Raw genomic sequence first — 8333 nt, forward strand, 5'->3', positions numbered from 1 at the left:
GGCGCTCGCCACCGCGCTGGACGTCCGCCTGCCGTTTGCGGCCTTCAACGGCGGCAGTCTTGTCGGGCCTGACTTTCAGACCATTTCGGCGAACCGGCTGACCGCCGCCGTGGCGCAAACGGCTCTCTCGCTACTCGCGGCGAGACAGGTCGAAACCTGGGTATTCGCCGACGACGCCTGGCGCCTGTTGGATCCAAACGGAGCGGAGGTCGAACGCGAGCGCCGCGCGCTGGGGTTCGGTCCCACCGTGGTCGGAGACTTCGACGACGTGCTCGCACGGATCGACAAGATCGTCGGCGTCTCCGACGACCATGACCATCTGGCGGCGGTCGAACGGGAAATGCAGGCGCAGATCGGCGGGGACGCCAATGCGCTGCGCTCGCAGCCCTACTATCTCGACATCACGCCGCCGGGCGCCGACAAGGGTCGAGCTGTTCGCGCCATCTGCGAGCATGCCGGCGTGCCGCTCGCCAACACCGCCGTCATCGGCGATATGCGCAACGACGTGGCGATGTTCCGGGTCGCCGGCCTCGCCATTGCGATGGGCCAGGCGCCGCCCGACGTGCGGGGCGCCGCCCAACTGACGACCGCCGCCAACACGGCGGACGGTTTCGCCAAGGCTGTGGACCGCTTCATCCTGCCGATGCCGCAACACCATTGACCCGATCGGTCCCTCGGACCGCCGGGCCTCAGTCCTCGTCGTCAAGGGCCTCCGCCATCAGATCGTTGAAGGCGTCGATCACCAGATCGAGCTGATCAGCCGAAGTCGCGAATTCGACCACCTCACCCTCATCGTCGGTCAGCCGCAGCACGAAGTCGGTCTCCCGGACTTCGATCGCGAACTTGCTCAGCTGCTTCATGGTAACCTTTCAGGTCCGGTCCTAGACTCACATCTCGGTTGGGGCGGTAAGACGGCGTGGCGACGCCGCCGTCAACGGCCGCCGTTTGGGGAGAAGGCCTGGCGCAGCGTCGCCAGATAGGTGGCGCGGATCGGGCTGAGGTCCATCGCCGGGTCGATCAGCACCTGGATCGAGAGCCCAAGCAATTGGCTGCCGATCATCAGGGCGGCTGCGGTGGGATCCAGATCCGTCCGGATCTGACGTTCCGCCTGACCCTGTCTGATCCGGCCTTCGAAGCGGCCGCGGATGCGGTCGTGCTCGGCGGCGAACACCGTCCGGAACGCCGAGATGTCTGCCACCGCCCGAGACGGCAGCCGGAAGTAGGCCTGGACCTCGCCCATGTGCGAGAGCCTCTGGAGCTAATGGTCGGCATAGGCGAGCATTGCCTCCAGGCCGGGCATGCCGTCGAGCTTTCCGGCGTCCGCGAAGCTCTCCCGCCCGTCGTGCAGATAGGCGATCACTGCCTCGATCAGGCCCAGCTTCGAGCCGAACCGCTGTCCGATCAGGCCGCGGCTGTAGCCGCTCCGACGCGCGATCGCCTCGAACGTGCTGGCGCTCACCCCCTCTTCGGAGACCAGGGCGACCGCGGCCTTCACCAGGCCCCGCTCGGACTCGTCGCGCCGCTCCGCCTGGGTCCGGCGCGGCCCATTCGTTTTCTGCGCACTCGCCTCGCGAGCGAATGGACTTCCCTACCTGTCGCCGCGGGATAAGAGTGTTCGGCGAACCTAGTCTTGGAGATGAACATGCGTAAGGCCCTTCGTGCAGTGCTTCTGGCCGGCCTCGCCATGGGCGCCGTAACGGCCTCCACCGCCGCCCGCGCCGATATGCTGGCGCAGTTCTTCACCGCCCAGGCGGATGGCCGCGACTTCGGGCCGACCATCTGCTGCTTCGCCAACCACAACGAAGTGATGACCACACTGGGCCCGGACGGCCTGCCGGTGTTCAACCCCGCCTCGTCCCCGACGCTGCAGGACCTCAACCCGGCCACCCAGGAGCTGACCTGGTGGACCCCGTCCGCTGCGAGCGCGACCAGCCCCGGCGTGGTCTCCGCCGGCACTCAGGTGATCACCGGCAACAGCTATAGCAACGGCAGCTTCTATCCGGCTGGCCACGGGAATGACGCCAATGGCTTCATGACCGCGATCTTCTCCGGCTCGTTCAACCTGAACACCGAGCAGACGATCGATTTCTCGCTCAGCGCGGACGACGACGCCCTGCTTTTCATCGACGGCACGGCCGCTGTGTTGTTGGGTGGCATCCATGGGCAAGGCGGCACGGATGGCTCGGCGAACGCCAACGTCGACCTGACAGCCGGCTCGCATAACTTCGAACTGTTCTACGCCGACCGCCAGCAGAGCGGCGCAGGCCTGGACTTCAGCGTTCCGAACGACCTCATCGTCAACCCGACGGCCCCTCCCGGCGTGCCGGAACCCGCGGGATGGGCGCTGATGATCCTGGGATTCGGGACGACTGGCGCGGTCCTGCGCCGTCGCCGATCGTTGGTCATCGCCTAAGACATCAGGGCTGAACGTGAAGCGCCGCCGGTCGCAGGATCAGCGGCACTGCAAAAGTCGACTCCGAATCCGCTGCCCCGGGAATTGACGTCTGCCGCGTCCGATTTCGGAGTCTAAGCCAATGTCCGCTTCTCTATCGCGGCTCCCAGTCAAGCACGGTTGGATCATCGCATTGCCAGCTCCGTTTGATGGTGAGTTCGCCGGGTCGAGGTAGCCGCACCAGGCTCGTGCTTCTTTGCGAGGTCGGCGGTTGATATCGGGGCGTCCGAGGGCGCAGCAGCGGTGAGGCCCATTCAGATGCGTGGCCGAACCCGGTTACAGAAAGCCCGGACGTAATCCTTTGCTTCGGGGGGCGCACAGATCAGCACGTCCATTATTGCGACGCAGTAGTATGGGATGCAGCGACGAATCTCCCCCAACACCTCAGCTAGATTCGGCCATCTATCCGCGTCGAACGGCGGCGGCGGTGGGGCGAGAAAGGCTCGGGCATCATCGATCAGGACGAAATGCTCGAAGGGCGAGTCTGCGATCGCGGCAAGCTCTTCAAGCAGAGGGCAATTGTCCTGGTCACCATGGAATCCCCCTCCGGCGTGGCCATCCAGCCAAAAGAGGGCTGGCCCACTCAGGCCAGCGACCACGCGCGGCAGCTCCTGCCGCGAATCGCCCAGAATCAGGCGCGCCGTCGTCATGTGGAGACGTTCGGCCGCCATTCGATGGCACCCAGGGTCAACCTCGATCGACATGACATTCGGGAATATGGCGGTGGCAAATTCTGTCGCGTCGCCCTTGTAGGTGCCCGTCTCCACGAACGACTGTAAGGCGTAGCGAGCCTGCAGGAACTTGACGAAGCCTGACAGCGGTTCGGTATGCAGCTGGCCCACGCGCCATCACCCCTTCTAACGAGGCCCGACTTGCCCCGATTCAGAGCGTCCTCGTCTGGTGCTCGCGGATCAATCGATATCGGCGTGCGGAAGGTCGTCGAGAGGATCCACGCGCAAGGGAAGGCCATCCGATGAGTACCCTCGTCCCCGCATGGTCATCTCACACCTGTTGTGCGAGTGGAGATGTCGGGTAGGGAAACCAGTCTCCAGCGCCATGACCGAGAAGGACGAGATCGAACGCCGTCGGCTCCTGGTGGCTGCGGGTGAAACAGACATCGAGCGTTGGTCCCGGCCCGAATCGTTCTCGCCGCAGTGGGCCCATCGGGCGAACCTGGCGGCTCAGATGATTCCCGCCTATGCGTCCGTCCTGGATTTAGGCGCCGGGGCTATGGACCTTGAGCAGGCGTTGCCCGAGGGCTGCAGCTACCTTCCCTGCGATCTGGTAAGGCGCGACGAGCGGACGATCGTTTGCGACCTCAATCGGGGCGAATTCCCCGAAGGCGTGGACGCCGACGTCGTCACCATGCTGGGCGTGCTGGAATATATCAGAACGCCCCTGGACCTCCTGTTGAAAGTCCGAGCGTTCAATCGTCCGCTGGTGTGCAGCTATTCGATCACCGATCGCCGGCCACAAATGGACCGAGCCTTGCAGGGATGGATCAACAGTTTCGATTTCGCGGACCTTCTGGCGCTGATGCGGCAGGCGGGCTTTCGCCTGGCGTGCCGCCAGGAAATCGATCCGCTGCAGGACATATTCAAGTGGGAGCCTGACGACAGCGCCTCGGCGCGATTGCCTATCGTCGCCCGGAGGGTTGCCGTCGTCTCGTACTATAACGACCCGAATTTCGGAGATCGCCTCGGCTTCCACGTCATCAACAGCCTGCTACCTGCGAACGCCGTCGTCACTCATGCGACGATCAACCCGTGGAGCCTGTTCGACGAGTCCTTCGATCTGGTGATCATCGGCATCGGCAACAGCCTGAACGCCCCGCCCATCGCCAAGCCGCAACTGCAGCGGCTCGTCGAGTCCGCGCCGCACACCCTTGGCGTCTTCGGGACCCAGTACCGCCATCAATACCGCGAGTGGATCGACCCGGCCCTGTTCGACGCCCTCCTTTCAAATCTGACGACCTGGTGGGCGCGCTACGAGGAAGACATCGAGGCCTTCGGTCGCGGCCGCAAGAACGTCCGGCACCTGGGCGACTTCCTGATTTCCGCCTTTCCGATGGCCACCCCGACGCGCGATCGCAATCTGGTGATCCCAGCGGATTTCAGATCCAAGGATCTGTCGCTCGACCGTGTGATCCAGCAGATCCAGTCCTATCGCCGCGTCACAACCGCACGGCTCCACCCCATGCTGTGCGCGCTCACGAGCGCGGACCAGGTCCGATACCAGGAGCAGAGGGAGACCGCCGGCAGCCAGGTCAACTCAGGAAAGTTCCGCTCACAACTCTACGACATCTTTGGCCGCACCTACGACGAGGACAGGTTCTTCGACGTCGATCGTGACGCGGTGGTCCGCTACAAGAGCCGGGTCGAAGCCAACATGGCCGAGCTCCGCGCTGAAATCAGCCGGCTCCTCGCATGACGTTGCGCCCGCTCCAGCAGATCACAGACCCCAACAGCTTTGCGCCCATGACTCGCCGGCATGCTGCAGCTTCCGAGGTCAATAGCTGCGTCCATCGGGCCAGATGACGCCCGTCATAGTCTTCGAACCAGACGGGTATCTCCCCAAGGGCGACTGGCTCATGGGCCGGCAATCCGCAGGCAATGGCTTTCTACGAGCCGCCGTCGCGGCACGGGGCGAGGGTCCGGTCACCGCGTTTACGCCGTTCAGCGCGTCGGCGGCGATATTTCGCCGAACGGTTGCATCTATGGACCCACATGCGCCGGTCGAATGGATATCGGCGCAGCGCCTGGACCTGTTGGCCCAGAACGGCCTGCTCTACCGCCCCGATCAGGTTCTCGGTCCGATGGCGCGCCAGAGGCTAAGGGTCGGTCCAGCTGCGTATAGCCTCTGCGGTGTGACCCACACGCTCGCCACCCACACCACCCTGGACGCCATCGCCAAGATCGTCACTGAGCCGGTGATGCCTTGGGACGCCCTCGTCTGCACCTCGCGCGCGGCGCTGTCAGTGGTCTCGGCTGTGCTGGACCACGAGGCGGACTACCTGAGATGGCGGACCGGGCTGGCGGCGGTTCCGGCGCTCCCGCTGCTGCCAGTCATACCCTTGGGCGTACATACGGCGGATTTCGACTTCTCGGCGCCCGACCGCGAAGCTGCGCGGGCGCGCTTCGGGCTTGCGGCGAGCGATGTTGTCGCGCTCTGCGCCGGCCGCCTGTCGATCGGCGGCAAAGCGCACCCTTACCCGACCTTCCGCGCGCTGCAAGCGGTCGCGGTCGAGGGGGGGCAGCCATTGGTCCTCCTCATGGCGGGCCAAGCCTATAATCCCACCATCGCAGCCGCTTTCGAAGCCGAAGCCGCGGCCACATGTCCGGACGTGCGGGTCATCTTCGTGGACGGCAAGGACGCTGCCAGCTATCGGTCGGTCTGGGGGGCCGCCGACTTCTTCGTCTCGCTTGCCGATAGCATTCAGGAAACCTTCGGCCTGACCCCTCTGGAGGCAATGGCCGCCGGGCTTCCCGCCCTGGTCAGCGACTGGAACGGCTACCGCGATACGGTCCGCGACGGAATCGATGGGTTCCGGGTCCCGACCTGGGCGCCATCTCCCGGGGGCGGCGAGGCCATCGCGAGCGACTATGAAAGCGGGCTGAATAGCTACGAAGCCTACCTGTACCGAGCCAACACGGCCGTGGCGGTTGATATGAAGGCCCTTATCGCGCGTTTGCGCGAGTTGGTTGCGAGCCCTGATGTGCGCCGGCGGCTGGGAGCGGCGGGACAGGAGCGGGCAAGGACCACATTCGACTGGTCGGTTGTGTTCCGCAGCTACCAGTCGCTTTGGGCGGAACAATCTGCGATCCGACGGGCGGCGCAGACGCGGGCTGACACCAAGGCTTGGCTCGGCCAGGCTCCGAGGAGTGGCGCCGACCACATGGGGCCGTTCGAGACCTTCGCCAGCTATTCGACGCACCACGTCACCGCCGCGACCAGCGTCTCTCTCGCGTTCGATCTGGACGTGGAGGCCTACAAGGCCATCATCGCGCGCCGCGCCTTTCCCGGCTGGAACGTTGATCCACCGATCTACGAGACGGTTCGAAATGCGATGCGGGCCGGGCCGAGCACCGTCGGAGATCTGTCCAACGCCATCAGAATGCCCGAGCTGCCGCTTCTCGAGGTTGTAGTGCGCTTGGCCAAACTTGGCGTGCTCGCGCTCGGATCATAGCGGGCGCCACCCAGGCGGAGTGGTCACGCGGAAGTTAGCCACCATCTGCTCCAGCGACTGCACGATGGTGTGAGACGCCCGACAATTGCGCAACGGAAAAGCAAATCGCTCGGCTCAACGCCGGAGCCGGATCGGAGACGTCCAGTTCGCCGGATCGATCTGCTGAAGGCCGTGGACCTGGGTGCCGCGTTCGTCCGGGATGCAGAGCATGTTCACGGACACAACATGGCCAAAAATGTCCTCCTGCACGCGATTGAAATTTGCGGGATCGAAGAGGGGAGGCGTGTGCCAGTAGAGTCGGTAGCCCATCTCCGCCACCAGCGAGATCACCTCCTGCTGCTGTGCCGAGCGATCGTTCTCGATATAGATCGCGGGTCGGCAGCGCTCGACCGTGCGACGCGCGCCGCGTAGCACCTGAGGCTCGAATCCCTCGACGTCCACCTTCAGCAGGCCGCAGGCCTGAAGGTCCAGACTGTCGAGCGTTCGGACCCGAACCTTGTGCCCTTGCTCTCCGACAGGCTGCAGCGACAAGCCGCCAAAGTTGCCCTGTGAAGTGTAGTCGACAACCGGGACAACAGCTTCACCCTCCGCCTCGCCGCAGCCTTCGGCGTAGGCGAAGGCGTTGTTGATGTCGTTGAGCGCGAGATTGGCGCAGAGGATTTGAAAAATCCGGGGTTGCGGCTCGAATGCGTAAAAGGCGCCGGGCGCGCAGGCTCTGGCGATATCCACGCTGTGCGCACCAATGTTGGCGCCGATCTCCGCCACGGTCATGCCGGGGCGGATCAACTGTTTGAGCATGCGCCATTCCTCAGGGCAGTACTCGCCATACAGTTCGAGCGATCGCGCTATGTAGAAATCGGTTCTCAGAGCCAACATTGGACCGGATCGCGTCGGATACGTTTGAACGATGGGTTGGCGCATGGCGGCTCCGATGGGTGTCACCCAACGTCTATTGTTCGGAATGACCCTTTCGCCATCATTTCCGTCATCGTGCGACTTCTGAAGCGCCTCTTGAGGCGCGTTGATCTGGTCGGTATCCTCGCACCAGCGCGGACGGCGACCCAATTTGATCTGCGCTGACGGCCTCCGCCCAATCGGAAATCCGATCGAACTGCAGGCGGTGACAACGTCCTGCAGTCAATGGCCGCCGTTTGCGGAGAAGGCCTGGCGCAGCGTCTCCAGATAGGTGGCGCGGATCGGGCTGAGGTCCATCGTCGGGTCGATCAGCACCTGGATCGAGAGCCCCAGCAATTGGCTGCCGACCATCAGGGCGGCCGCGGCGGCGTCCAGGTCCGCCCGGATCTGTCCTGCCGCTTGACCTTGCCGAATCCAGCCTTCGAAACGCCGGCCGATGCGGTCGTGCTCGGTGGCGAAGACCGAGCGGAAGGTCGAGATGTCCGCCACCGCCCAGGCCAGGAGGCGGAAGTAGGCCTGCACCTCGCCCATGTGCGAAAGCCTCTGAATGTAGTGGTCGGCATAGATGAGGATCGCCTCCAGGCCTGTCAGCCCGTCGAGCTTTCCGCCCTCGGCGAAGCTTTCCCGACCGCCGTGCAGATAGGTGATCACCGCCTCGATCAGGCCCAGCTTCGAGCCGAACCGCTGTCCGACCAGGCCGCGGCTGTAGCCGCTCCGACGCGCGATCGCCTCGAACGTGCTGGCGCTCACCCCCTCTTCGGAGACCAGGGCGACCGCGGC

The 8333-nt window shown here is 64.6% G+C and carries 10 protein-coding genes; 4 read left to right on the forward strand and 6 right to left on the reverse strand.

Annotated elements, in window-relative coordinates:
• Window positions 1-661 (forward strand): HAD-IIB family hydrolase (locus E8A12_RS18505; RefSeq protein WP_293371567.1); only part of this gene is annotated, 661 nt, incomplete at its 5' end.
• A gap of 28 nt (window positions 662-689) precedes the next feature.
• Here the strand turns inward: E8A12_RS18505 and E8A12_RS18510 are convergent.
• From E8A12_RS18510 to E8A12_RS18520, 3 genes are all read right to left on the reverse strand, one after another.
• On the reverse strand, window positions 690-860 hold the full coding sequence (locus E8A12_RS18510) for a hypothetical protein (protein WP_293371569.1): 171 nt from the start codon (window positions 858-860) through the stop codon (window positions 690-692).
• 71 nt (window positions 861-931) lie between these two features.
• Entirely contained in the window at window positions 932-1240 is a 309-nt protein-coding gene (locus tag E8A12_RS18515; RefSeq protein WP_293371571.1) for a TetR family transcriptional regulator C-terminal domain-containing protein, read from the reverse strand.
• 18 nt (window positions 1241-1258) lie between these two features.
• On the reverse strand, window positions 1259-1495 hold the full coding sequence (locus tag E8A12_RS18520) for a helix-turn-helix domain-containing protein (protein WP_293371573.1): 237 nt from the start codon (window positions 1493-1495) through the stop codon (window positions 1259-1261).
• Window positions 1496-1642: 147 nt separating this feature from the next.
• Here E8A12_RS18520 and E8A12_RS18525 point away from each other — a divergent pair, with 147 nt between their 5' ends.
• Window positions 1643-2413, forward strand: coding sequence for a PEPxxWA-CTERM sorting domain-containing protein (locus E8A12_RS18525; protein ID WP_293371575.1), 771 nt, complete (start codon window positions 1643-1645; stop codon window positions 2411-2413).
• A gap of 293 nt (window positions 2414-2706) precedes the next feature.
• Here the strand turns inward: E8A12_RS18525 and E8A12_RS18530 are convergent, their stop codons facing one another.
• Window positions 2707-3294, reverse strand: coding sequence for a hypothetical protein (locus tag E8A12_RS18530; protein ID WP_293371577.1), 588 nt, complete (start codon window positions 3292-3294; stop codon window positions 2707-2709).
• A 214-nt stretch (window positions 3295-3508) separates the two neighbouring features.
• On the opposite strand from E8A12_RS18530, the gene E8A12_RS18535 reads away from it, so the two are divergent.
• A complete protein-coding gene (locus E8A12_RS18535) occupies window positions 3509-4882 on the forward strand; it encodes a hypothetical protein (RefSeq protein ID WP_293371579.1) in 1374 nt (457 codons plus the stop codon).
• A 160-nt stretch (window positions 4883-5042) separates the two neighbouring features.
• Complete coding sequence (locus E8A12_RS18540) at window positions 5043-6638, forward strand: glycosyltransferase family 4 protein (protein ID WP_293371581.1); 1596 nt, start codon at window positions 5043-5045, stop codon at window positions 6636-6638.
• Window positions 6639-6752: 114 nt separating this feature from the next.
• Here the strand turns inward: E8A12_RS18540 and E8A12_RS18545 are convergent, their stop codons facing one another.
• Both E8A12_RS18545 and E8A12_RS18550 read right to left on the reverse strand, forming a co-directional pair.
• Window positions 6753-7559, reverse strand: coding sequence for an FkbM family methyltransferase (locus E8A12_RS18545; RefSeq protein WP_293371583.1), 807 nt, complete (start codon window positions 7557-7559; stop codon window positions 6753-6755).
• 216 nt (window positions 7560-7775) lie between these two features.
• Window positions 7776-8333 (reverse strand): TetR/AcrR family transcriptional regulator (locus E8A12_RS18550; protein WP_293371585.1); only part of this gene is annotated, 558 nt, incomplete at its 5' end.

The sequence above is a fragment of the Phenylobacterium sp. genome, assembly GCF_004799395.1.
GTDB lineage: Bacteria > Pseudomonadota > Alphaproteobacteria > Caulobacterales > Caulobacteraceae > Phenylobacterium.